The sequence below is a fragment of the Pseudomonas benzopyrenica genome, from assembly GCF_036884265.1.
Taxonomy (GTDB): Bacteria; Pseudomonadota; Gammaproteobacteria; order Pseudomonadales; family Pseudomonadaceae; genus Chryseomonas; species Chryseomonas benzopyrenica.
Genome location: NZ_CP145723.1, coordinates 2799189 through 2822347 on the forward strand (window position 1 = coordinate 2799189; position 23159 = coordinate 2822347).

Genomic DNA, 23159 nt, shown 5'->3' on the forward strand with positions numbered 1-23159 from the left:
CGGAGCGCCAAGCCCTCAAGGGCAGCCCTTAACACTCTTTCACAAGAGACCTACAGACCTTTACAAGGCAGCCCGGGCGCGCCCTCTACCATGGCGTTCTCCACGAGGACGCCCGATGTTTCACTACCCACTCTTTCCTTCTTGCCAACCCAGAAAAAAGCGGATCCTGATGCCATCACGCACCTTGGGTCGGCCCCGCTGCCTATCCCTGTCCCTGGGCAAACAGCTCGCGGCAGGCAGGCTCGTCATGACAGGAGTGACCGTCCTGGCGCTGAGTGTCCTGCTCGCGGGTTGCTCCCTGACACCCCGCCATGAACGACCGCAGGCGCCGGTCCCGGAGCGCTATCCCGTGCCGACGGCGTCCTCGGACCTGTCACCGGACCGCCAGGGTCTGTTCGCCGACCCGCACCTGCGCGCCTTGATCGATCAGGCCCTGGAGGGAAACCGGGATCTGCGGCTGGTCGCACTGGATATCCAGGAAGCGCGCGCCCGCTATCGCATCAGTCGTGCCGACCTCATGTTCGAACTGGGCGCCACCGCCAGCCGGACGCGGGAACGGACTCAGAGCCTGGATAGCGCCTCGCGTACCGACCAGGAGCGAAGCGGCAGCCAGACGGCCAACCGATACAGCGTCGGGTTGGGTACCAACGCCTACGAACTGGACCTGTTCGGCAGGCTGAGAAACCTGCGTGATGCCACTCTGGACGAGTACCTGGCCCAACGCGAGACGCGCAGCGCGGTGGAGCTGTCACTGATCGCCGAGGTGGCGACGGCCTATCTGAATCAGCGCGCCCTGGATGAACGACTGCTCGTGAGTCGCGATACCCTGGAAAGTCGCCAACGAGGCCTCGCCCTGGTCGAACAGCGCCATGCCGCCGGCCTGAGTTCGGCGCTGGACCTGGCCCAGGCTCAAACGGCGCTAGAGACCACCGAAGCCGATCTCGCCGTCCTGGAACGGAGTCGGGCACAGGCGGACAACAGCCTGCGCCTGCTGCTCGGCGGAGAGCCGCGCAGCGACCTGCCCGCGCCCTTGCCGCTTGCGCGCCAGGGTCTCGACCTGCCCGTCCCGGCGGGCTTGCCCTCTGACCTGCTGCAACGCCGTCCGGACATTCGCGCGGCCGAGTACCGCCTGCGTGCGGCCAACGCCAATATCGGCGCCGCTCGGGCTGCCTTCTTCCCGCGCATCACCCTGACGGCCAGCGCCGGCTACCTGAGTTCCGATCTGAACGGCCTGTTCAACCTCGGCAATCAGGTATGGAGCTTCGTCCCCCAATTGCAGGTACCGCTGTTCGACGGCGGTCGCAACCGCGCCAACCTGGACCTGGCGGAGGTGCGGCGCGATCAGGATATCGCTCGCTACGAGAAGAGCATCCAGGTCGCCTTTCGCGAGGTGGCCGATCAACTCGTCGCCGAGGCGCCCTTGAGACGGCAGCTCGCGGCCCAGCAGCGCCTGCATGACATCACCGCGCGCAGTGTCGAACTGGCGAGCGAGCGCTATCAGCAAGGGCTGGACAACTACCTGAATCTGCTCGACAGCCAGCGCAGCCTCTACCAGGCCGATAACGCGCTGATCGAAACCCGGCTGCAGCTGATGATCGCCCACGTCGACCTGTTCCGGGCACTGGGCGGCGCGTGGGAGCGGAGCGGCGAAGCGGATCTAGCCGCTTCACCCGCTGCGACCCCGTCGCCCATGGCCTCGCGTTAACACTTGTTTACCGGCCTTCATGAGGTTTTACACGGGCCCTTCTGCAGCTCGATATCCTGAATTTCAGGCGCCCATCTATCGGATGCGCGTTCGCACAAAAGGAGACGCCAGTGAGGCACGTCGTAAAAAGCATCGGCTTCATCGCCATGATACTGGGCGGGGTGGCCGTACTCGTGGGGTGGCTCATAGACCCCACCGTCGCCTTGAACAACGGCATCAAGCTGGTTTCGATAAAGCGCGAGTTCCTGCAAACCGACTTCTTTCTCTGGGGCGCCATGTTGTTCGCCGCCGGCTTCAACGGCTATTCCCTGCATACCGATCTGTGAGGCCGACGCGACCTTTCCTTTCGTCGATCCACGGGAACACGTCTCCGCTCCCAGGACATTTCATGAGCCTTGGCTAATGCGCGCTTTCGGCGTCTCTATGACTCTGCTGCTGGCCTGCCTCTCCGCCATGCTCGGCCTGATCGATCTCGACGAGCCCGACGTGATACCTGCCCATGAGCCTGTTGCCCACAGGCGAGCCGTTCAAGATCCTGTTCGATGCCCTTGACCTCTGACAGCCACCACAGGCCCTCGCGGGCAGGCTGAGCCAGGATCGCCGCCGGTTGCCTTTCCGCCCGTCTCCCGGCACGGTGACCCGCCCACCTAGTCCGGAACGCTCACCTTGACCCCTACCCTGCACATCGCCGCCGCCATCCTCCTGAACGACCGCCAGCAGGTGCTGCTGGTGCGCAAGCGGGGCACCACCGCCTTCATGCAACCGGGCGGCAAGGTGGATCCGGGGGAGCAACCCCTGGAGGCCCTGATCCGCGAACTGGAAGAAGAGCTTGGCCTGGTCATCACGCCGGACGCCGCGACCTTTCTTGGCAACTACCAGGCGCCGGCCGCCAATGAACCCGGCTTCAGGGTAGATTGCGCGCTGTATCAGGTAACCATGGGCGCGCAAGATCAGCCGCTGCCGGCCGCCGAAATCGAAGAGGCGCTATGGGTAGCGGTAGACGAGCCCGGCGCTCTGCCGCTGGCGCCCCTGACCGGCGAGGTGATCTGGCCCTTGCTGCAGCGGCAGCTGCTGAGCCACTAGCGATCGACCTCGGTCAGGCCCGACCGTGCTGCAACCGCCCTGCCGGAGTAGCCTGAGGCATCAGGCCGCTCTGGCAGCGATAGGCGTCAGACCTCCGGTAACGGCCGCCACCCTCCCGCCGTACGCAGCTCGAGGCAGGCCGGCTGCCCATCCAGGCGCAACAGGTGCAGCCAGCCATTGCGCACCAGATCGCGTACTACGGCATGGTTGGCGATCACCTGATCGATCATGGCGCGCGGCGCCTCGATCACCACGTGCAGCCGTAGCGGACGATGCATCCACTGCTGACCGTCGTGCAGCGACTGGCGCGCCAGGCCGATGCGCAGGTCGCCGCCGTTGCCCTCGAACACCCCGATATGGCCACCCACCACGTTGTGCAGCAGCTTGTTGCCACTGCCGAAGCGCAGGTTGTCGGTGGTCGAGGTGAAGTACTGCAGGTTGATCCAGTGGGCCACCACCATGGGTGCGGTCATGATCAGCTCCAGTACCTTGCCCCCTGCGTCCTGGCGCCAGTCGTAGTCGTGCAGGAAGGCGCGGCCCTGCAGATCCACCGCGCGGGTGCGTGCCCGCGGCGCGGCGATGAAGGCGGCGTTGCCGGCCAGTCCCCATTCCGGCCGGGTCTGCGCCCAGTCGCGGGCGCGCCGCCGCAGCCGTCCGAGCAACTTGGCCGGCTGCTCCTGCAGCGGCGCAAGGCCCAGGGTGCTGGCCCGTTGCCGACGCACCTCGGCGCTCGCTCCGTCCAGGGCTGCCCGCAGGCGTTGCCAGCTGGGCTGGAGCGCAGCAGGAAGCGCCGCATGACCAAAGACCTGCACCTCATCCGTCGTGGTGTTGTGCAGCCCGGCCAGTACCTGGCAGTGCGGCGGCAGGTCGAGGCCGCGCACCCGTAGCCCGATGCGGACCTCGGGATCGTTGAGCAGGCCGGCCAGCAGTCGCGCATTGATCTCGCCGCTCTGACCACAGCAGGCGCCGCAGTCCAGGCCTGCCGCCTGAGGATTGTTGGCGCTCTGGCTGCCATGACCGACCAGTACCAGCAGAGGCGGCAGTTGTCCGCTGAGCCCCATGGCCTTGAGGATGCGCTCGGCCAGGTCGACCTGCTGGAGCCGCGACAGGGCCGGCAGCCGTGGTTGCAGCTGCTGCCGCTCGCGGCGGCGCCAGGCACTGAGTTCTGGCGACGGCGCGCCACCGGCCAGGCCATAGGTCCGCCCCAGCAGCGCCCCGGCATAGCCCAGCCCCACGCTTTCGACCAGGGTGAAGGTCGAGGCCGGCAACCGCTCGAACAGCCGCCAGCGGCCCTGACGGGCCAGGCGCTCCTGACGCAGCTCTGCCAGTTGCCGATCCCGCTCGGCATCGCCACTGCCGTCGTTCACCTGCAGCTGCGACGCGAGCAGGCCCGGCAATTGCGGGCGCGTGGCCTGGGTACCCAGCGGGGTATAGGCGATGGGCAGGCCGAAGAAGCCGGCGAAACCGCCGGTCTCCAGCTCCGGGCACGTTTGCTCCAGGGCGCGTCTGAGCGGCTCGGAACGCACGTCGATGCAGAAGAACAGCTTGGCCAGCGGTGCCGTGGGTGCGGCGGTGGGAGTGCTCTGGCACAGGGCCCGCTGCAGTTGCTCCTGCCAGGCCAGTTCGTCGGCGCGCTGCCACAGCTGCAGCGCCCGCCAATTGGCCGAGGGCGCCTGCTGCGAGCGCTCCTGCCAGGCCGCCCGCCAGCTGTGCCAGCGGCTCCCGGCATCGCGCCGGCGATCATCCACCAGCCACTCCCAGGCCGCGCGGATGGCCAGCAGCTCCAGCAGCGTCTGGTCGTCCTCGCCCTGCAACCGGGCCTGCCAGCGCCGATAGGCGCACCAGGAGGCCCAGCCCAGGTTGCGCAACAGCAGGCAGTCGAACCAGAGGGCCCAGTCTTCCGCCGGTAGACCCAGCTGCTCGACCGCCGCCTCCAGGGCCGCCTCGGGTTGCATTGGCAACTCGGCAATGCGCGGGTGCAGGTCGCGACAGGCGCTGAGCACGCTCAGACCCCGGTCGGCCAACAGACTGGCGCGCCAGGCCTGGTACAGCCCGGCGCTGTCCGCCGGCCGCCAATCGGCCTGTTCGTGATCGAACCAGGCCGCGCAGCTCTGGCCGATCTGCTGGGTGATCAGCGCCGGCCAGCCCGGAAGCGGCACGCCTGGCTCCGCCAGGTCTTCCAGCAGCGGCAGCCCCTGGCCGACCTCCGTAGGGGCGTTTAGTACCTCCAGCAGCCGTACCGGCGTGCAGGACGCCCCCTGCTCGGCCAGCGCCTGCTGCAGATGGCGCTCGGCGATGCGGCCGTCCTGCCAGGCCTGGCGATAGTCGGCGGTGTCCAGAGTCAGGCGGCTGCCGGCGCGTTGCCAGAGTTGCGCGGCGACTGTCTGCCAGGCCTGATCGCGCCGCTCCCACAGGGGACTGACGGCGATCATGCGATCCAGCGGCCAGGTCGGCGCGATGCGCGCACAGGCCTGCCGGGCGGCCTCGTGCAGAGCTTGGTGCTTGAGGCTGGGAAGCGCTTCGAAGGCAGTCATGAGTGGTCTCCAAGGGTGGCGCTCAGGGGCTGGGGCGCATGCGCCGGCCAGAGGCGGAAGGTCAGGCGGGTGAAGTGCTCGTCCAGGTAGAAGCCGGCAAAGGCCAGCGGGTAGAGGCGTTGCGCCAGAGCGCCGCGCGGCCGAGCCAGCAGCAGGCCCTGCAGCAGGTAGAGACCGACCAGCAGGCCCATCGCCAGCAGGGCCAGCGGCAGCGGCGCCTCGGCGAGGTGCTGGTCGAGGATCCAGCCGGCCGCCTGATGCCACAGCAGATAGGCGCCCAGCAGCAGGCCGAACATCAGCAGTCCGTGCGCCCACTGGCCGCGGCGCAGGCACCAGGGCGCCAAGCCGATCGCCAGCAGCGTCAGGGCCACCAGAGGCAGCTCATGGCCGGGCAGCAGCCAGGCCCAGAGCCCTTGCAGCAGGATCAGCATCAGGGCGGCCACCAGCAGCGCGCGCAGCAGGCCGGCTAGGTCGAGCGCAGGTGCCTGGGGTTGCAGCGCCTGTTGCCGGGCATGGGCCACCGTCTCGCCGGCGGCCAGGAAGGCATGGGCCTTGTACAGCGAATGGGCGAGCAGGTGCACCAGCGCCACTTCGTACAGCCCCAGCCCGCATTCCAGCAGCATCAGGCCCATCTGCGCGCAGGTCGACCAGGCCAGGCGGACCTTGATGCTGATGCGGGTCATCATCACCAGGGCCGCGAGGACCGCGGTCAGCCCACCCACCACCACCAGCAGGCTCTGCGCCGGTACGGCAGCGGAAAACAGCGGGGCGAAGCGCAGCAGCACGAAGCCGCCGAGATTGACCACCCCGGCATGCAGCAGGGCCGAAACCGGCGTGGGGGCCTCCATCACCTGGATCAGCCAGCCATGCACCGGCAATTGTGCCGACTTTAGGATCACCGTCAGCGCCAGCAGCAGCGCCGCGCCCTGCAATTCCCAGCCGAGCGGACCACCCGCCTGCACCTGGGCCTCCACGGCGGCGAGGATCAGTGAGAGCTGGCTGCTACCGCCCGCCTGTACCAATAGCAGGATCGCCAGCAGCAGGCTGACATCGGCCAGGCGGCTGGCGATGAATTTCTTGTGGGCCGCCACCACGGCCTGGGGGCGCTCGCGGTAGAAGGTCAACAGCTGGTGCAGGCACAGGCTGGACAGGATCCAGGCACCCGCCAGCAGCAAGAGGTTGCCGCTGGTGACCACCGTGGCCACCGCCGCCAGGGTGGCCAGCAGGGCGAGCACATAGCGCCGCTGTCCTGGCTCTCCTTCCAGATAGCGTTGGGAGTACTCGATGATCACCAGCGCCAGCAGGCTGACGAGTCCGGCCATCGCCAGGCCGAGGCGGTCGGGGTGCTGGGTTTCGAAGACCGCCTGTAGCCAGGCGGCAAGAACCAGCAAGACGCCCAGATAGCCGGCGACACGAGCAGGCCGCCAGAATTGGCCAGGTGAAGCGAGAAAGGCCGCCGGCAGCAGCGGCAGGGCATAGACCCAGGGCAACAGTGGAGCCAGGGGAAACAGCGGGCTAGACATCGTGCACACTCCTTGAACACCAGAGAGCACCAGTTTCAGGATGTGTACGGATTATTTAAAATAGATTGATCAGAACCTAACGTTCACTTTTGAAGAACGAAACATGCGCCGCCTCAATTTCCATCACCTGCACTACTTCTGGGCCGTGGCCAAGGAAGGCAATCTCACCCGCGCCGCCGAGGCGCTGCATGTCTCCCAATCCGCCCTCTCCACCCAGATCCGCGTGCTGGAAGACCAGCTCGGCCATCCCCTGTTCCTCCGCTCCGGACGCAGCCTGCGGCTGACCGAAGCCGGACAGCTGGTGCTGGACTATGCCGAAACCATCTTCGCCCTGGGAAGCGAGTTGCAGAACACCCTGCAGAACGCCCAGGAGGCGAACCAGAGGCTGCGCATCGGCTCCGTCGCGACCCTGTCGCGCAACTTCCAGGAAAACCTGCTGCGCCCCTTCCTTGGCCGGGAAGACCTGGTGCTCACCCTGGAATCCGGCAGCGTGGACGAATTGCTCGAGCGCCTGGCCCTGCACAAGCTCGACGTGGTGCTGACCAACCAGGCGGTGAGCGCCGACAGCCAGCGCACCTGGCAGTGCCGCCTGCTCCATCGCCAGCCGGTGTGCCTGATCGGTCCACCACGCCAGGACCGCCGCCCCTTCGATCTCCACCGCGACCTGCAACAGGCCCGCCTGATCGTGCCCGGGCGCAGCAGCGACGTGCGCAGCCAGTTCGAGGTCTATTGCAGCGGCCAGGGACTGACGCCGCGCATCTGCGCCGAGGTCGACGACATGGCCCTATTGCGCCTGCTCGCCCGCGACTCCGGCGACATGGCCCTGCTGCCCGCCGTGGTGGTGCAGGACGAACTGCGCAGCGGTGCACTGCAGCTCTATGCCGAGGTGCCGGAGATCGCCGAGCGGTTCTATGCGGTGACCCTGCAGCGGCAGTTCAGGTTGAGTATCTTGGAGGAGTTGCTGGGGTAGCCGGCGATGCTGGATGCGACCTCGGGGCCAGAGACGCCTTGACCTCAGGTAATGAAAGCACCGAGCGGCAATAGCCGCTCGGTGCTTAATCAAGTACCCGCTACCTCACCACGCCATTGGCCTTGAACAGCCAATCGAACGCCTGGTCCAGGGTCGGCGATGCCGTGTCGATAGGCTCGCGTGCGAGCTGAGCGGATGTCCGCGCAAACACCTCCCTCACCCCGGGCAGCACCGCGACCGGTAGCTCGGCAGCCCGCAGTTGGCGTTCGGCCTCTTCCACTTCCTTGAGACGGCGCGGAGCATGGACCACATGCGTCCTGATCAGGGCGCCGAGAAAGTCCCTGAGCGAGGCCTGGTCGATATCGCTAAGGGCATCGTGGAGCTTTTCCGTGACGCCCTGCTTCTCGGCCGCCATGAAGCACTCGATGGTCAGGGCTTCCAGTCCCTTGGTGAACACGCTGCGCAGGATTTTCAGGGCGGCGGCATCGCCCGCGGCACCTCCCTCGACGGGCTTGAGCGGTGCGCCGGCTTCCGCAAAGAGGACGACCGCGCGCTCCAGGCCAATGCCGGCGCCCAGCAGATTGGTTTTCGCGTGCGTCAACGCGATGGCCCCCAGGATGGCCACGTCCACATAGGGGATCGAGCGCTCGTCCGCGATGGCCGCGGCTCGCCTGATCTGCTCCGGATCCGCGGTGGTCATGTCGATGAACAGCGCACCCGCCTGCATAAGGGCAAGCGCCTGCTCGGCGACCGGGAGCGAGACGGTGCCGAAAACGCAGGAGACGACGACGTCACAAGCGGTCACCGCGTCTTCTATCGAGGTGACGAGTGCCAGGTCATGTTCTTTCGCGAAGGCCTGGGCTCTGGGTGAGGGCTTGAGGTCACACAGGAGGATCTCGTGGCCCGCTGCCACCCAGGGGTGCGCATAGGTAAGACCCACCTCGCCTGCGCCGATAATCGCTAGCTTCATTTGCTTCTTCCGTAATCAATGGGCAGCGTAGGCGCCCCGGTAGGTTCCAGCGGCAATCTGCGCGAGCATCTCCGCTTCCTTGCGCTCGGTCGCCAGACAACGGTCGAGCAGCTCCGCCGCCTGGGCGATGGGAAAGGCGACAATGCCGTCATGGTCACCCACGACGAGGTCTCCTGGTGACACGATCATGTCGCCAATGCTCACCGGCACGTTGATCTCGCCCGGGCCGTTCTTGTAGGGACCCCGGTGATAGCCCCCACGCGCGAAGATGGGAAAGCTGCCCTTGCTGATGGTCGCCAGGTCGCGGATCGCCCCATCGACGACGACCCCCGCGGCACCGCGCTTTTCCGCGATAGCCGCCATGATATCGCCCATCAGGGCGCGACTCAGGTCACCGCCGCCATCGACCACCAGCACCTGGCCAGGGACGAGGAACTCCAGCGCCTGGTGGATCGCCCGATTGTCGCCGGCGGGTACTTTGACGGTGAGGGCAAGGCCCGCCATGGTGCCTTCGATCCGATGGAAAGGCCGCAGCCGAGCGCCTGGAAGTCGGTCGAGACAGTCGCTGATGATCGAGGTGGAGGTGCGGGCGAAGGCTTCGACCAGCAAGGTCGGACTGGAAGCGTTGACGTTCATGAAGGCTCCTCTTGTTGGATAACGTCGAGGATAGGCCGGTGGCCAAATAGAAAAAGCGATATTAAGGTATGGTCAATCATGCCCTAGAGGAATGCTAATGGTTACGCTACGCCAGTTGTTGGCGCTGCATTGGATCGAACGTCTGGGTACCTTCGAAAAGGCCGCCGAGCATCTCAACACCACTCAATCAGCCATCTCGAAACGGGTGCAGGAGCTGGAGTCTTCCACCGGCCTGCAGCTGTTCGATCGCTCGCAGCGGGGTGCCCGCTTCACCGCCGAGGGCGAGGAGCTGCTGGTCATCGCGCGAGAAATGCTCGATCTGAGCGAGCGCATCACCTCGCTCAAGGACGGCAAGCACGTCACCACGCGCCGCCTGCGACTGGGCGTTACCGAACTCACCGCCTGGACCTGGCTACCGCGCCTGGTCACGCGACTGGTCGAGGACTTTCCCGGGCTGACCGTGGAGCCGGAAGTCGACATGAGTCGCAACCTGCATGAGCGCCTGATGGACGACCTGGTCGACCTCATCGTGATCCCGGACACCTTCACCGCCCCCGAGGTCACCAGCGTGCCTCTGGCGACCGTGGAGAATGCCTGGATGGCCGCGCCGGGACTGGTAGGGAATTCAGGCGTGGTGAGCCTGGCCGAGCTGGCCAAGTATCCCATGCTGATGCAGGGCAAGAAGTCAGGATCCGGCTTGTTCGTGAACCGCTGGCTGCATGCACGCGGAATAGAGCTACCCAGGATCCTCTCCTCCGACAGCCTTACCGCCATGCTCGGCCTGGCCTCGGCGGGCCTGGGCGTCACCTATCTGCCGCGCGAATGTTTCCGCCCGCTGGTGGACGAAGGCAAGCTCGTCATCGTCGAGACCGATCCCGAGCTGCCACCGGTTCCCTACATGGCGATGTACCGCAACGATCGGCCCTCGACCTTCGTCACCGAGATCGCCGCGCTGGCGACGCAACTCTGCGACTTCACGAAACAGTTGCAGCGTTAGTCAGGGACAGCTGCATCACCCCGCGTAACTTTTGCGGGGCAACGGTCAAGACCTTGCGGGGTCACTCGACCCGCTAGGCACCCGACTCGCCGATCGGCGCGGTAGCCGGTTCGGAAATGGTCAGCACGAAAGCCAGCGCAGCCAAGGAGCAGACGCCGAGGAAGATGAACACCGCCGTCCAGCTGTAGCTGTCCAGCAGGAAGCCGGTGATCAGCGGCGCCATGGCACCCCCTGCCTGGCCCGCGCTGTTGACCACGGATGCAGCCACCGGATAGGTCGTTCTGGTCGTCAGTCCCATCGAGTAGACCGAGAACGACGAGTAGCCGATATTGAGCAGAAAGCCGGTACCGAACAGCAACAGACTGACCGCGAGCAGCCCGTTGGGCGCGTAAACCAGCGCGACCATCATCACGCAGGTCGCTACCGCGCTGATCATCATGGTCGGTTTGCGACGGCGGTCCAGAACTCGATCCGACAGCCAACCGCCGACGATATTGCCAAGCACCCCGCCAACGAAGGGCAAGGACGCCACGAAGCCGACCTGCATCAGTTCGAAGTGCTTTACTTCACCCAGGTACTTGGGGAGCCAGGCCAGGAGCACGTTCACCACACCGGTCATCAGCAGGTAGCCCAGACCACAGCCCCAGATGTTCCAAGATCTGAACACGGAGCGGGACGTATCCAGGAGGGCGGTGCGCTCATAGCGCAGCGCGCGGTCGAGCCTGCCGAAATCCCGGTGCTTACGGACCGACTCGCTGTGCGCAGTCGTCTGGTCTTCGATGTGCTCGGCTTCGGCGTCACTGACCTGCTTGCAGGCCCGCGGGTCATTGGGGACTAGCCACCACCACAGCAAGGCCAGCAGCACGCCTGGCAGGGCGAAGGCGATGAACATGGTGCGCCAGCCATCGAGCAGAATCAGCGCCGCCCCCAGTGGCGGTGCGATCACCGCACCCATCTTCGCGGCGGACAGGAACGCCCCGGTAGCCGTGCCCTTTTCCCGCGGCGGAAACCAGCGGTTGATGGTGCTCAGCATCGACAACGGCAAGGCAGCTTCTGCCACGCCCAGGGCCGAGCGATAGAGCTTGAGCATGCCGATGCTGTGGGAGGTGCCGATCAGCAGCGTCACGAGCGACGTCAGGCCAATCGCCGCAGGGGCGACCACGCGCACGCTGACCTTGCTCAATAGAAAGCCTGCCGGTATCTGACCCAGCGAGTAGAACAGGAAGAAGGCACTGACCAGCAGACCCACCTCGGCATTGGTCGCGCCGAACTCTTTCTGAATATAGGGCAAGGCGATGCCGATATTGGCCCGATCGGCTGCAGCGAGCATGTACACGACCACGATGACCGCCAGCACCACCCAGCGATAGCGGGTCCTGGACCGCGTCTGTAGCACAGCCCGTTCCGCCACTGCCGGTGCCGGCTTTGAAGCTAGGGATTCGGTCATGAGTCCTCCGTTTTTTATGTTTATTAAAGGTGACGGAAGTTTTACGACGACCCATTAATTGAAAAAGCGATAAATAGGCACAGGCATTCATTCCCCTTTGGAATGCCAATAATTCATATACAGTTAGATATCGATGGTTGAGCCCTTTACGGTCGCCGCTCACTTCGCGGCAGCGGCCCTCTGATCAAGGCCGTACAGGCTGGAAACGCGGACTGATGTCTATTGGGCCGTCAGGCGTGTGTCCCCTGCCCCCAGACGATCCGCATGCCTCAACCACCCAGCACCCCAGGCGTGCCCTCCTCCCCCTCGCCCGCTACAATGCGCGCCTTGCCGTGCCACGCCTGATCGAGAAGAATCGCCATGTCCCTGCCCAAGCACCATCTGGAATTGCTCAGCCCTGCCCGCGATGTCGGTATCGCGCGAGAGGCCATCCTGCATGGGGCCGATGCCATCTATATTGGCGGGCCGAGCTTCGGGGCGCGGCACAATGCCTGCAACGAGGTCAGCGAGATCGCCGAGCTGGTGAAATTCGCCCGGCGCTATCACGCGCGGGTGTTCACCACCATCAACACCATCCTGCATGACGACGAGCTGGAGCCGGCGCGCAAGCTGATCCATCAGCTGTACGACGCCGGCGTGGATGCGCTGATCGTGCAGGACCTGGGCGTGCTTGAATTGGACATCCCGCCGATCGAGCTGCATGCCAGCACCCAGACCGACATCCGCACCCTGGCGCGGGCCAGGTTTCTCGATCAGGCCGGCTTCTCGCAGCTGGTATTGGCGCGTGAGCTGAATCTGCAGGAGATCTCGGCCATCGCCGCCGAGACCGACGCGGCCATCGAATTCTTCATCCATGGCGCCCTGTGCGTGGCCTTCTCCGGCCAGTGCAACATCTCCCACGCCCAGACCGGCCGCAGCGCCAACCGGGGTGACTGCTCCCAGGCCTGCCGCCTGCCCTACACCTTGAAGGATGACCAGGGTCGGGTGGTGGCTTTCGAGAAGCACCTGCTGTCGATGAAGGACAACAACCAGAGCGCCAATCTGCGTGCTCTGGTCGAGGCCGGCGTGCGTTCCTTCAAGATCGAGGGGCGCTACAAGGACATGGGCTACGTGAAGAACATCACCGCCTACTACCGCCAATTGCTCGACGAGATCCTCGAAGATCGCACCGACCTGGCCCGTGCCTCCAGCGGCCGTACCGCGCACTTCTTCGTGCCCGATCCGGACAAGACCTTTCACCGCGGCAGCACCGACTACTTCGTCACCGACCGCAAGGTGGACATCGGCGCCTTCGACTCGCCGACCTTTACCGGTCTGCCGGTGGGTCAGGTGGAAAAGGTCAGCAAGCGCGACTTCATCGCCGTGACCGAGGAGCCGCTGTCCAACGGCGACGGCCTCAATGTGCTGGTCAAGCGCGAGGTGGTGGGCTTCCGCGCCAACGTCGCCGAGCTCAAGGGCGAATTCGAGGAAGACGGTGCGAAGCGTTACCGCTATCGCGTCGAACCCAATGAGATGCCCGAGGGGCTGTATCGCCTACGGCCGAATCACCCGCTGTCGCGCAACCTGGACCACAACTGGCAGCAGGCCCTGCTCAAGACCAGTGCCGAGCGTCGTATCGGCGTACGTTGGCAGGTCGAGCTGCGCGAGCAACGGCTCCAGCTGACCGCCACCAGCGAGGAAGGCGTCAGCGCCCGTGTCACTCTGGACGGTCCCTTCGGCGTGGCCAACAAGCCGGAACAGGCGCTGGACGGCCTGCGCGATCTGCTGACCCAGTTGGGCACCACCGAGTACCACGCCCTGGACGTGACGCTGGATGCGCCCCAGGCCTTCTTCATCCCCAACTCGCAACTCAAGGCACTGCGCCGCGAGGCCATCGAACAGCTGACCGCCGTGCGCGTCGCCGCTCACCCGCGCGGTCGCCGCAAGGCCGAGACCAGCCCGCCGCCGGTGTACCCCGAGTCGCACCTCTCGTTTCTCTACAACGTCTATAACCAGAAGGCCCGCGACTTCTACCATCGTCATGGCGTGCAACTGATCGACGCGGCCTACGAGGCCCATGAAGAGCCTGGCGAGGTGCCGGTGATGATCACCAAGCACTGCCTGCGCTTCTCCTTCAACCTCTGTCCCAAGCAGGCCAAGGGCGTCACCGGCGTGCGCACCAAGGTCGCGCCCATGCAGCTGGTCCACGGCGACGAGGTGCTGACCCTGAAGTTCGACTGCAAGCCCTGCGAGATGCACGTGGTAGGCAAGATGAAGGGCCATATCCTCGACCTGCCGCTGCCGGGCAGCCAGGCCGCGGCCAAGGCGCTCGCCAGCATCAGCCCGGAAGACCTGCTCAAGACCATCCGCCACAAGCCGACCGGCTACAGTCACTGAGCCCGAGTGGGCTCCCTGGGTCGATCTGGTCTCGCCCGCCAGATCATCGCCCCGGGAGCCCGGCCGGTCGACGTGCTGTCGGCCCGCTCGCGAAATCGCCATTCCCCGGTCACTCGAGCGCGAATCTCCTCGCTGCTCATCGCCTCCAGCACGGCCTGGCAAACGGTGGGTGAACCGACTTTTTATCGAGTCGGCAGCGCCTGCCGTAACGCCTGGGCGAGAGGCGCTCGCCGTCGCTAGCAGTGCTGTCACCACGAGTCGAATCGCGCCCGCCCGTGAAAAAAAGTGCACGGCACCAGCTCAAAGAACTCAAACCTGGCTGATGCCATCCGTGGGCTCCTGGCTGAATGGCCGAGCTGGCGGACGGTGTCCTGTGTTCCAGTTGACCAAGAGCGCGCTGGGATAAAACGAGTCGCGACCGCGCCTGAGCGGCCGAGTCGTGGCGATTTCTGAACCGGCTAGAAGACCCCCTGCTTTATGGATCTCGGATTTTTCAACACCCTGCTATCGACCAGTCTGCTCGGCATCTCGCTGGCCAACTGGCTCGCCATGCTGTGCCTCATCCTGCTCAGCTTCACCCTCGCCCGCACCGTCATCGGTTTCGTCCTGAGAAATCTGCGGACCCGCGCGGAAAAGCCGGGCGCTCATGTCAGCCAGATCGCCATCCAGGTGCTCTCCAGCACGAGCAATACCCTGCTGCTGCTGGCCGCCATTCTGATCGGCGTGGGGATACTGGATCTGCCCGAGCGCTGGCTGACGCGGGTCAGCAGCCTCTGGTTCGTGGTAGCGGCCTTGCAGGTCGGGCTGTGGGCCAACCGAGCGGTGGCCTTGGCGGTGCATCATTACTTCGTCAAGCACAGCCAGGCCGACGTCTATCAGGGCAGCGCTCTGGCCACCTTGTCGCTCTGGGGCGCCAAGGTGCTGCTCTGGGCCGTGGTCAGCCTGGCCATGCTGTCCAATCTGGGGGTGAACATCACCGCCTTCGTCGCCAGCCTTGGCGTGGGCGGCATCGCCATCGCCCTGGCCGTGCAGAACATTCTGGGCGATGTGTTCGCATCCCTGTCCATCGCGGTGGACAAACCCTTCGAGGTGGGTGACTTCATCGTCGTGGGCTCGCTGGCAGGCACCGTCGAACATGTGGGCCTGAAGACGACGCGGATCAGAAGCCTGGGCGGCGAGCAGATCGTCATGGCGAACGCCGAGATGATCGGCAGCACCATCCAGAACTACAAGAAGCTGCAGGAGCGTCGCATCGTCTTCAAATTCGGGCTGACCTATGCCAGCCAGCCAAGCCAGATCAAACAGGTCACCGCTGCCCTGAAGGAAATCATTCAACGGCAGGACAAGACGCGCTTCGACCGCGCCCACCTGCTGACCTTCGGTGACAGTTCGCTGGAATTCGAAGTCGTCTATATCGTGCTAGATGCCAGCTACAACGTGTACATGGACATCCAGCAGGCGATCAATATCGAGATGATGGAAGCCTTCGCCAAGATCGGCGTGCGTTTCGCCCTTTCCAGCCGCAGTCTCTATGTCGAAACCCTGCCCGCGGATTTCCTCGCCGAACAGGATCGACAAGATGCTCAGTCGGTTGCCCAGCGCCAGCCGGTGATGCAGTAGGACCCTGCCAGGAAAAGAGAGCTGCCGATGCTGGCCACTGGGGCGTTTGTCTCCGCAGACGTCCCACTGGCGTGCAAGGACGGACCAATGGCTTAGCGTCGCAGTGAATTACCGCTCGGCTGCCGTTGGCGCCTGGCGGGCCAGCCCGTTGTAGGCGTCGAGCATGCGTTCGCACCAGGCGGTGAGCGGATCGTCCTCGGCCAATAGCGATTGCGCACTGACGACCCGGGCCCATTGGAAGGCGCCGAAGACGATGTGATCGGCGTAGGCCGGGGCTGCACCGGCCAGGTAATCCTGCACGGCCAGGGTACTGCGCAGGGGCTTCAGGACCTCGTGAAATGCTTGCAGCGAGCGCTCGCGCTGGGCGGCCAGGGCATCCAGCGACACGCCGAACGCCGCCTCCCGGGTCCGCTTGAAATAGTCTTTGTCGGCTTCATCCAGCACCGCATGGACGTCGGGCAGGATCAAGCGCGCCAGCGCCGGATGGACACTGTCGGCAACCCATTGATTGACGAAGCGCGTCAGCGCCTTGAGCGAGGCATCGCCCAGCAGCGAGGGCCGATCAGGGTACTGGTGATCCAGATACTCGGCGATGGCCCAGCTGTCGGTCACACAGCGTTCGCCGTCGACCAGCACCGGCACCTTGCCCTGCTTGGAAAAGGCGATGGCCTCCTTCTCGTGGAAGCGCCAGGCAACGGTCTCGACTGGTAGACCCTTGTGGGCCAGCGCCAGCCGTATGCGCCAGCAATAGGGGCTGAAGCGGCAACTGTCGTCGGCACCGGTCAGTTCGTACAGGCGTAGCGGAAGGGTCATCAGGAGATTCCTCTTGGTCAACCAATGGGAGGTTCGCGGGCGACTGTCGGGGCAGGTACAGGCGCCGATCAGGTCTTCTGGGACAGCGGCAAACCGCTATAAGTACCCGACCGCTTGCGCTTTCTTTGGGTCGCTATGGCGAAGGTCCCTGGCCAGGCGACGCTCGCGGGAACCTGCCCACAGACTGGGCTCTCCTCCACCGTATCGGCTACAGTTCAGCCAACCCTTTGCCTGTCGCGAAGGCTTGGCACCAGAAGAGCCACGCGTTAGCCAAGGCGCGCAGAGCACCACACGCCAGGAGTCACGCATGGAGCAGGACAATCAGCAACAGGACTACCTCACCACCCTGGAGTCGCTGGAAACCCTCTACGGTGAGGTCGCGGCACCCTCGATCCTCAAGGAAATCGATCATATCCACCCCGCGTACCAGCCCTTCATCGAGGCGGCATCCTTCGTGGTCCTGGCCTCGTCAGGACCTCAGGGGCTCGATGCCTCTCCCCGCGGCGATGCGCCGGGCTTCGTGCAGGTCGAGGACGCCAGGACGCTCTACCTGCCGGACCGCCGGGGCAACAACCGCCTGGATACGCTGCGTAATATCCTCCAGGATCCCCGGGTAGCGCTGCTGTTCCTGATCCCTGGTATCGGCGAAACCCTGCGCGTCAACGGCACCGCCCGCATAGCGGTCGATCCGACCTTGCTGGCCCGCTTCGAGGTCAAGGGCCAGCGCCCGCGAACGGTGCTGGAAATCAGGGTCACCAGCGTCTACTTCCAGTGCAGCCGCGCGGTGATCCGGGCCGGCCTGTGGGATCCTGCCAGGCACCTGGCGCGCAGCGCGCTGCCTTCTCCCGGCACCATCCTCAAGCAGCTCTGCCCGACTCAGGTGGACGGCGACGCCTACGACCAGGCCCTGCCGCAGCGCATCGCCAGCACGCTCTACTAGGGCTGCCCGGCACTGCCTCCAGCCCCCATCAAGGACCCGCCATGACCTTCGCCGATATCCTCGTCCCCACCTACACCAACCTGCTGGGCGCTCTCTCGGCCTGGCTTACCAAGGCCGAAGCCCAGCGGTCGGACGGTGCGACCGAGGCGCTACTGGTCGCCCGCCTGGCGCCTGACATGTTTCCCCTCGCCACCCAGGTCCGCTTCGCCTGCGTCCAGGCCCAGGAAGGCCTGCTGCGCCTGTACGGCCAGAGCTTTCCACCCGAGTTGAAGGTTCTGCTCGACGAAGGGCGCAACGCGGCCGAACAGCCGGGCACGCTGGCCCAGGCACAGACCTGCATCCGCGAAACCCTGGAGCGGGTACAGGCCCTCTCGGCCCAAGGGTCTGCCGTCGCGGAGGGAGAACCCATCGCCCACGAACTGCCCCAGGGGCTGGTCTTCGATTTCACCGCCGAACAGTACGTCCGCGACTGGGCGCTGCCGCAGTTCTACTTTCACGTGATGACCGCCTACGCCATCCTCCGCGCGCAAGGCGTCGAGCTGGGCAAGGCCGACTACGTCGCCCATGTACTGCCCCTCCTGAGGCCCGGCGCGTCGTCCTAGCCGCCAGGCGGCCAGCGCCGGAAGCCGCGTCTCCGGGATCCGAGACAGGCCGCTGGAGCCCTGGTCGTCAGCCTTGGAGATCAGCTGACCGCCAGGTGTGGTATGAGCTTCAGGGCCGCGTACTGCAGGAGCATGATGGTCTTGCCGTCGCGAATGGTCCCGGCATCGATCATCGCCAGCGCCTCGTCCAGGTCGACCTCGAGCACGGCGATGTCCTCGCCTTCCGCGGCATTGCCACCCCCGGCCGACTTGCGATCGCCCGGGGCGTACTCGCCGACGAAGAAATGCAGCCGCTCGGTCACCGAACCGGGACTCATGAAGGCATCGAACACCTGCCGCACTTCCCGTACCTGAAAGCCCGTCTCCTCCTCGACCTCGGCGCGGATTCGCACCTCGGGTTCGGCGGAGTCGAGCAGGCCGGCGGGCGCCTCGATCAGCAGGTCGTCGTGCCCATTGACGAAAGCCGGATAGCGCAGCTGGCGCGTCAGCACCACGGTGCGCCGCCGGGGATCGTAGAGCAGGATGGTCGCGCCATTGCCGCGATCGTAGGTCTCTCGCGATTGCCGCTGCCAGGTGCCGTCACTGCGCAGGAAGGCGAAGGTGGTCTTCTTCAGGATGAACCAGTCGTCAGACAACACCTTGACCTCTTCGACAGAATACGCGGGGCGATGCTCATAGGCGATCCTCTGGGTTGGCGAGCGGTATTTACCACTCTAGGGCTTCGCGCTAGAATTCGTGCAATTTCGTGCAACGTCAAGAATTTTCGTGCAGGAGTCCCCGATGCTGACCCGTGAACGCAAGGCGCTTATCCAGCAGGTGCTGCGCCGGGAAGGCCGGCTGGTGGCCAAGACCTTCAGCCAGCAATTGGGGGTCTCGGAAGACACCATTCGCCGTGATCTGCGGGAGCTGGCAGCGGAAGGCGTGCTGCAACGCGTGCATGGCGGCGCCTTGCCGGCTTCGGCTGCCGTCGCGGACTACGCCAGGCGCGAAGAGGCGTCCATGGCCAGCAAGGTAACGCTCGGCCAGGCGGGCATCCGCCTGATCCAACCGGGACAGATCATCTTTATCGATGGCGGCACGACCAATGTCCAACTCGTCCGCCACCTGCCCAAGGAGCTTGAGATCACCGTGGTCACCCATAGCCCGAACATCGCGGTAGAGCTGGTCGAGCATCCGCTGATTGAGGTCGAACTCATCGGTGGCCGCCTGTTCAAGCATTCCATCGTGACCCTTGGCACAGCCTGTGCGGAGGCCATCGCTCGGGTACGAGTCGACAGCTACTTCATGGGCGTGACCGGGCTGCATCCCGAGACGGGCGCCACCACCGGCAATGCCGAGGAAGCCGCGATCAAGCGCATCATCAGCCGTCAAGCGGCGGAGACCTTTGTGCTGGCAACGCGGGAAAAACTCGGCGCGGCCTCGCCCTACGGCATCATCCCGCTGGCCGATGTCAGCACCCTGGTGACGGATGCGGCGCCTGACGACGAGGCGCTCGGGGCGCTGAGCGCCGCAGTATCCGTGATCCATGCCTAGCTGCCGCCTTTCGGTCGCGCGTAGTCATCCCGCTAACGTCTGCCGCCGATAATCCTTGGGCGTGCAGGCGAATCGCTTGCGAAAGGCACGGCTGAAATGGGCCGAATCGGTGAAGCCCCAGCGGTAGGCGATTTCGGTGATGGAGGCGCGCTGGAGCATGGGGCTGCTGAGGTCGGCGGCGCTGCGCTCCAGGCGGGCGCGCATGATGGACTGGCAGATGCTGTCGCCGTCCTCGAAGGCCCTATAGAGATTGCGCACCGAGACGCCCAGCTCCTGGGCCAGCCAGTTGGGTGACAGCAGCGGCTGCCCCAGCGAGGCGTCGATCAGGGCCAGGGCGTTGCGCTTGAGGCCGGTCAGCGCCTGGTGTTCGCCGCTCTCCAGCGGCAGATCGTGCCGCTGATCGAGCGCTGGAATCAGCAGCGCGTGCAGGGCTTCGCTCAACGCCGCGCCCTCTTCCGGGGTAGCGGCTTGCGCATCGAGATGGGTGACCTGGCTCACCAGGGAGCGCAGCAGCAGGGTGGTCAGACCCGCGGTCGGCAGTTTGCCGAAGCGCGGATCACCGCCGGCCAGCCGCCGTCCGAGCGCCTGACGATCCAGGTGGAAGGAGGTATGGCGGATCAGTCCGCAGGGCAGGATGTCGCAATCGAATTCAGGGCACATCAGCGCCATGTCGCCAGGGCGCAACTCCACCGCTTCGCCCTGGTGGCGCAGCACCGAGTGCCCCGCCTCCTGGACGATGAGAAAGCAGGTGCGGTCATCCACCTGATCACCCGGCGGACGCTCGCAGGCGATACGCCCGGCATTGGTGCTGATGGTGGTGTATGCGAAGCCACCGATGTCATGGTGCAGGATCTCGCCGATGAACAGCGAGTGCTCGGGCGCCAGCCAGGATTGGAAGCGGCCGCATACCGACCGCAGGGCCTGGGTCCAGTTGGCGAAATCCTGCATCAGGGCCTGTTGGGTCATGTCGATCTCCTCTGTTCAGGGTGCGCTCGGGTTGCCTGAGGTCCCGGCGTTACCCGCGGTAACCTGACTGTTCGGCACGCAATAAGCACACCGGCGCACTAGCCGTTTTCGGCACTCAGTGCGGCGCCACCTCGGGGGCGATCCAGGCCTGCAGGCGCGCGAGAACCTGCAAGGCGGCCTGGGCCTGGTCCGGCGGTAGCCGCAGGTAGCGGCGATAGGCCGGAAAGCGGCTGACCACCTCGCTGGCCGCATAGGGCTCCAGCACGAGGCGCCACTGCCCTTGCCGGCGTTCCAGCTCCAGCTCCCGGAAATCCAGCACCTGCAGCGCCTCGATCAGCGCCGGATCCCGCACCAGGTCGGCGCACCAACGCTCCAGCGCGGGATCGCGCCCTGCGAGGATGCGGAAGGCCAGCCCCGTGCGCCGCCACCAGCCGCTGTGCCGCAGCCGGATACGCACCGGCGTGCCGGCACAGGTTGGCCGCTGCCACTGGAAGCGACAGGTCACCAGGTGCATGAGAAACAGCGCCTGGGACCGCTCCCGGATTTCGAAGGTCCAGCCCTGGCCCTCCTGACCGACCTGCAGGTGGTCGACGGCCAGTGCCGTCACCTGCAGACCCGGCAGATCTCGCACCAGGCGCGCCAGCGTCGCGCCGGGGCGATAGCCCGCCGGCTGCTTCCAGAACGACCACATCTCAGACCGCGCCGCGCAGCACGGGCTCGATGGCGGGCAACTGCAGGCCGACCTCGCGGTTGAACTCCTTTTCCAGCGCCTCTTCCACCGGCACCGGGCGGAACGGGTGGACGCGTTGGACCACCAGCGTCCAGAACAGCGCGAAGGCGGCCGTCAGGCCGAGCATGGCACCGAAGGGACGATAGATGTCCGCCGCGTTCATGCCGGGTGGGGTGATGAAATACATGCCCAGCAGCAGGCCGGCACTGGCGATGATCTGCGGCAGCGGGAACAGCGGTGAGCGATAGGCGCGCGGCAGGTCGGGCCGGCGCAGGCGCAGCAGCACCACCGACAGATTGACCAGCAGGTAGGCGGTACTCCAGGCGCAGACCGCGGCGAGGATCAGCGGCACGATCCGGTCCGCGTTGCCGCCCAGCCACCAGGCGTGGAGGCAGGGAATGGCGGCGACCACGGCGATGCACACCACCGGTGTCTTGAAGCGCGGATGCAGGTAGGTGAAGACGCGTGGCAAGGCGCCATCCACCGCCATGCCATAGAGGATGCGCGGCACGCCCGCCATCAGGGTATTGATGGTGGCCGCCCCGGCGAACAGCAGGCCGATGCCCAGCCAGATCCGGCCGAAAGGCCCCATCACCTGCTCGGCGAAGTGGGGAATGGCCATGGGCGTATCCAGCAGGTGGACATTGGCCGCCGGATCGATCAGGACATTCTCCACCTGCCGGCGCATGGCGGCGCCATAGATGAACATGCAGCCGGCCACGCCCAGCAGCCCGAGCAGCATGGCGCGCGGCAGGGTCCGCGCGGCATTGCGTACCTCGGGCGCCAGGGGCGTGACGAATTCGCAACCGACGAACATGAACATCGCCATGCCGATCAGCGACAGCAGCGTGGTCAGGTCATCGCCCACCAGGGAGGCGCCGAAGGGGCCGTCCAGGGCCACCGCGGGCGCCTTGAGCAGACCGGCGATGCCAAAGATCATCAGGGTGGTCCACATGCCGAAGGTCAGGATGACCTCGGCCTTGCCGAACACCGTCACACCCAGCACGTTGAGCACGGCGAAGCCCAGCACCAGGCCGACCCCGACCAGCCAGGCCTGGCCACCCGGTTCGGTCAGGACATTCAGGGATTCGAAATTGACCAGCGCCATGGTGCCGCTGAGGATGGTTTCCGCCGTGCCGGCGAAGACATGCACGATCAGGTAGGCGGACAGCGTGCCGGTGATAGCGAAGAAGCGACCCAGGCCGCAGGCCAGGTAGTCGTAGACCGAGCCGTTGGTGGGCAACAGGCAGGCGGCTTCGGCGAAGCTGGTGGATTGCGCCAGCATCATGACCAGGGCGATGCCCATGGCCAGGGCGAACAGCCCGCCGCCCAGGCCGAAGCCGGTGGTGGCCGTAAGGATCACCGGGCTGGCCATGATCAGGCCGACGGCGCTGGCGAGGGCGGTCGGAAAACCGACCACCCCCTGGTGCAGGTGCTGGGACAAACGTTGCTGCAAGGTCATGTCAGAAGCCCTCTGGTTGTTATTGCTCTAGGCAGGGCAAGGTCCGGTTACCCGGACGGGTGCTATGAATTGTCAGGGGCGTCTTCGTCGGGGACGCCGCGAATCCCAGCTTAAAGAAGGCCTCGGGCGGCGGCCTTGCCCAGGCGTGCCAGCGCAGTTGCCTCTCGCTGCCAAGGGCGGCGGACCGGGCAGGCGCCGTGGACGATCGACGCCGGGATTCGCGCGGGAGCGGCGCCGGCAGCCAGGATCAAA

20 protein-coding genes are annotated in these 23159 nt (G+C 65.7%); 10 read left to right on the top strand and 10 right to left on the bottom strand.

Translation table 11 applies throughout. From position 1 onward, the window contains the following. Nucleotides 1-247: 247 nt before the first annotated feature. The 3 genes from V6W80_RS13270 to V6W80_RS13280 all read left to right on the top strand — a co-directional run bounded on the left by V6W80_RS13270 (nt 248) and on the right by V6W80_RS13280 (nt 2788). On the top strand, nt 248-1705 hold the full coding sequence (locus V6W80_RS13270) for an efflux transporter outer membrane subunit (protein WP_338544500.1): 1458 nt from the start codon (nt 248-250) through the stop codon (nt 1703-1705). Between the two features lie 110 nt (nt 1706-1815). After that, entirely contained in the window at nt 1816-2031 is a 216-nt protein-coding gene (locus V6W80_RS13275) for a hypothetical protein (protein ID WP_160922692.1), read from the top strand. Nucleotides 2032-2371: 340 nt separating this feature from the next. Further along, on the top strand, nt 2372-2788 hold the full coding sequence (locus V6W80_RS13280) for an NUDIX hydrolase (protein ID WP_257705846.1): 417 nt from the start codon (nt 2372-2374) through the stop codon (nt 2786-2788). Nucleotides 2789-2874: 86 nt separating this feature from the next. Here the strand turns inward: V6W80_RS13280 and V6W80_RS13285 are convergent, their stop codons facing one another. Together V6W80_RS13285 and V6W80_RS13290 are read right to left on the bottom strand one after the other, a co-directional pair. Beyond that, nucleotides 2875-5322: a YbcC family protein gene (locus tag V6W80_RS13285; RefSeq protein WP_338544501.1), complete on the bottom strand. Its 2448-nt coding sequence runs from the start codon at nt 5320-5322 to the stop codon at nt 2875-2877. Next, a complete protein-coding gene (locus V6W80_RS13290) occupies nt 5319-6845 on the bottom strand; it encodes an NADH-quinone oxidoreductase subunit L (protein ID WP_338544502.1) in 1527 nt (508 codons plus the stop codon). The genes V6W80_RS13285 and V6W80_RS13290 overlap by 4 nt, the downstream gene beginning before the upstream one ends. 103 nt (nt 6846-6948) lie before the next feature. Here V6W80_RS13290 and V6W80_RS13295 point away from each other — a divergent pair, with 103 nt between their 5' ends. Then, a complete protein-coding gene (locus V6W80_RS13295) occupies nt 6949-7815 on the top strand; it encodes a LysR family transcriptional regulator (RefSeq protein ID WP_257705843.1) in 867 nt (288 codons plus the stop codon). A gap of 100 nt (nt 7816-7915) precedes the next feature. Here the strand turns inward: V6W80_RS13295 and V6W80_RS13300 are convergent, their stop codons facing one another. Beyond that, nucleotides 7916-8785 carry an NAD(P)-dependent oxidoreductase gene (locus V6W80_RS13300; protein ID WP_093252045.1) on the bottom strand — a complete coding sequence of 290 codons (870 nt, stop codon included), beginning with the start codon at nt 8783-8785 and terminating at the stop codon, nt 7916-7918. Nucleotides 8786-8800: 15 nt separating this feature from the next. Continuing rightward, a complete protein-coding gene (locus V6W80_RS13305) occupies nt 8801-9421 on the bottom strand; it encodes an RraA family protein (RefSeq protein WP_093252049.1) in 621 nt (206 codons plus the stop codon). A gap of 97 nt (nt 9422-9518) precedes the next feature. Here V6W80_RS13305 and V6W80_RS13310 point away from each other — a divergent pair, with 97 nt between their 5' ends. Next, a complete protein-coding gene (locus V6W80_RS13310; RefSeq protein ID WP_093252054.1) occupies nt 9519-10418 on the top strand; it encodes a LysR family transcriptional regulator in 900 nt (299 codons plus the stop codon). A 73-nt stretch (nt 10419-10491) separates the two neighbouring features. On the opposite strand, the gene V6W80_RS13315 is transcribed toward V6W80_RS13310, so the two are convergent. After that, nucleotides 10492-11865, bottom strand: coding sequence for an MFS transporter (locus tag V6W80_RS13315; protein WP_338544503.1), 1374 nt, complete (start codon nt 11863-11865; stop codon nt 10492-10494). Between the two features lie 360 nt (nt 11866-12225). On the opposite strand from V6W80_RS13315, the gene V6W80_RS13320 reads away from it, so the two are divergent. Together V6W80_RS13320 and V6W80_RS13325 are read left to right on the top strand one after the other, a co-directional pair. After that, nucleotides 12226-14241 carry a peptidase U32 family protein gene (locus V6W80_RS13320; RefSeq protein WP_338544504.1) on the top strand — a complete coding sequence of 672 codons (2016 nt, stop codon included), beginning with the start codon at nt 12226-12228 and terminating at the stop codon, nt 14239-14241. A gap of 477 nt (nt 14242-14718) precedes the next feature. Beyond that, nucleotides 14719-15861 (top strand): mechanosensitive ion channel family protein, encoded by a 1143-nt coding sequence (locus tag V6W80_RS13325; protein WP_338544505.1) that lies wholly within the window; start codon nt 14719-14721, stop codon nt 15859-15861. 108 nt (nt 15862-15969) lie between these two features. Here the strand turns inward: V6W80_RS13325 and V6W80_RS13330 are convergent, their stop codons facing one another. Further along, nucleotides 15970-16674: a glutathione S-transferase family protein gene (locus tag V6W80_RS13330; RefSeq protein WP_338544506.1), complete on the bottom strand. Its 705-nt coding sequence runs from the start codon at nt 16672-16674 to the stop codon at nt 15970-15972. Nucleotides 16675-16981: 307 nt separating this feature from the next. Here V6W80_RS13330 and V6W80_RS13335 point away from each other — a divergent pair, with 307 nt between their 5' ends. Further along, on the top strand, nt 16982-17614 hold the full coding sequence (locus tag V6W80_RS13335) for a pyridoxamine 5'-phosphate oxidase family protein (protein ID WP_338544507.1): 633 nt from the start codon (nt 16982-16984) through the stop codon (nt 17612-17614). 41 nt (nt 17615-17655) lie between these two features. Beyond that, nucleotides 17656-18216, top strand: a complete 561-nt coding sequence (locus tag V6W80_RS13340; RefSeq protein WP_017641349.1) for a DUF1993 domain-containing protein — start codon at nt 17656-17658, stop codon at nt 18214-18216. An 80-nt stretch (nt 18217-18296) separates the two neighbouring features. On the opposite strand, the gene V6W80_RS13345 is transcribed toward V6W80_RS13340, so the two are convergent. Continuing rightward, entirely contained in the window at nt 18297-18854 is a 558-nt protein-coding gene (locus V6W80_RS13345; protein ID WP_338544508.1) for an NUDIX domain-containing protein, read from the bottom strand. 142 nt (nt 18855-18996) lie between these two features. On the opposite strand from V6W80_RS13345, the gene V6W80_RS13350 reads away from it, so the two are divergent. Then, the gene (locus tag V6W80_RS13350) at nt 18997-19749 is read left to right on the top strand and encodes a DeoR/GlpR family DNA-binding transcription regulator (RefSeq protein WP_064308543.1); all 753 of its coding nucleotides are present in this window, start codon (nt 18997-18999) and stop codon (nt 19747-19749) included. A 24-nt stretch (nt 19750-19773) separates the two neighbouring features. Here the strand turns inward: V6W80_RS13350 and feaR are convergent, their stop codons facing one another. From feaR to V6W80_RS13365, 3 genes are all read right to left on the bottom strand, one after another. Next, complete coding sequence (gene feaR, locus V6W80_RS13355; RefSeq protein WP_017641352.1) at nt 19774-20715, bottom strand: transcriptional regulator FeaR; 942 nt, start codon at nt 20713-20715, stop codon at nt 19774-19776. Between the two features lie 115 nt (nt 20716-20830). Next, nucleotides 20831-21406, bottom strand: coding sequence for a DUF3156 family protein (locus V6W80_RS13360; protein WP_338544509.1), 576 nt, complete (start codon nt 21404-21406; stop codon nt 20831-20833). A 1-nt stretch (nt 21407) separates the two neighbouring features. Continuing rightward, nucleotides 21408-22907 (bottom strand): APC family permease, encoded by a 1500-nt coding sequence (locus V6W80_RS13365; protein WP_017641354.1) that lies wholly within the window; start codon nt 22905-22907, stop codon nt 21408-21410. Nucleotides 22908-23159: the final 252 nt, after the last annotated feature.